Consider the following 1,768-nt stretch of genomic DNA (forward strand, 5'->3'; position numbering starts at 1 on the left):
TGGCCGACTTCGCGGTCGGCGGCCGCAAGTTGTACGCGACCACCCAGGCGGAGGCGCTGGCCCAGCTCAAGCGGGACCGCGCCAACGGCGACTACGACGGCAGCCACTTCGCCGCACTGATGCGCCGCCACGCGAAGACGCTGCGCGCTGTGACCCCCGACCCGGCACGCGCCCCCTTCACCCGCGGCGAGTACCTCACCGCCCACCTCGACCCCGCCCACACGGGCCACGGTCCGGCGGGGCACGGCTACACCGCCGCCAGCCTCGCCGACGACACCCTCCACTACACCTTCCGGATCTCCGACGACGTGCTCGGCATCAGCCTCGACACGACCGACCGCGGGGGCCACTTCGAAGGGACCATCGGCACCGCCCAGCTGCGCTGGCTGGAGCGGACGCTGAAGAGCAGTGACGACCCGTACGTGGTGATCTTCAGCCACCACAACAGCTGGACCATGGACAACACCCACACCGACCCCGCCCACCCGGACGACGCGCGACACGACGGCGCGGAACTGGTGGCGCTCCTGAAGCAGCACCCCAAGGTCATCGCCTGGATCAACGGTCACAGCCACCGCAACAAGATCCGGCCGCACGGCACGTTCTGGGAGATCACCACCGCGTCCCACATCGACTATCCCCAACTGGCCAGGGTCTTCGAGCTGGTGGACAACAAGGACGGCACGCTCTCGGTCTTCACGACGCTGGTGGAGTCCGCCGCCCCGCACCGCACGGACTTCCACGACCTCTCCCAGACCGGACTCGCCGCGCTCTACCGCGAACTGGCCTTCAACGCGCCGGGCTCCCGCAAGGACCTGTCGGGGAAACCGGTCGACCGGAACACCGAACTGCTGTTGAAGCGGCGGTAGTTGATGGCCGGGGTCGTTCACCGGGGGAGTACGACCACATAGGCGGCCGGGTCGCGGTCGTTCGAGGCCATCAGGGCGGTGCGTACGACCGTCGCCTGCTGTTCGGCCGCATCGCGCAGCTTCTTCGGCGTGATGTGTACGACGGTGATGCCGAGCCGCTCCAGGTGCTCGCGCTTACGGGCGTACTCGCTCCATGTGGCGTCCTCGTCATGGCGCGGCGCCCGCGTGTCGAGCTCCACCGCCACGGCCTGGTCGGGCCAGTAGGCGTCGACACCGCCGAGGTGGGGGCCGCCGGGGAGGCGCAGGTCCACGTTCCAGAGCGGGTCGGGGAGGCTGTGGGAGCGGACCAGGTCGTACAGGCGGTCCTCGGCGATGGCCCGGCCCTCGGCGAGGAGCGAGTCGACGGCGTCGACGACATGGGAGCGGGTCAGCAGCCGCGCCTGGTTCAACTCCTTGACGATGGCGGACGGTTCGCAGTGCCCGCCGCGTACGGCCTCGGTCAGCAGCCGCCGTACCGCATTGGCATCGGTGAGCTGCGCGACCGCGTCGGCGAGCGCACGCGGTACGGGGGCCACGGGCACGCCGGTGATCTGCTGCGGCCGGGGGAGGGCGTGGGCCCGGATGAGGCGGGCGAAACCGGTGGAGCGCAGACGGCGGGTGCGGGCCACCAGGACGTCGATCTGGTCGAGGGAGAGCAGTGGGGGAGCGGAGGCGAAGCGGTGCAGGGCGAGTGCGGCGAGCCCGGTGACCATCGTGTCCCCGTACGGGGTGGGGTCGGCGACCGGCGAGGAGCGGCTGCACGCGGCGCTGCTGTACGCGGGACGGCCCGCCGACGGGCCTGCCCGCGCGGTACCGGCGCAGCCGGGCCCCGGGCCGGCCGCCGACCCCACCCCGTACGG

General features: G+C 71.7%; 2 protein-coding genes. One reads left to right on the plus strand and one right to left on the minus strand.

Annotated elements, in window-relative coordinates; all coding sequences use genetic code 11:
• Window positions 1–869, plus strand: an 869-nt coding sequence (locus J0695_RS37325; protein WP_206969200.1) for a TIGR03767 family metallophosphoesterase, incomplete at its 5' end; no start/stop codon positions are given.
• 17 nt (window positions 870–886) lie between these two features.
• Here the strand turns inward: J0695_RS37325 and J0695_RS37330 are convergent.
• The coding region (locus J0695_RS37330) for a hypothetical protein (protein ID WP_242553681.1) at window positions 887–1,768 on the minus strand (882 nt) is incomplete at its 5' end.

The organism is Streptomyces beijiangensis (assembly GCF_017315755.1).
GTDB lineage: Bacteria > Actinomycetota > Actinomycetes > Streptomycetales > Streptomycetaceae > Streptomyces > Streptomyces beijiangensis.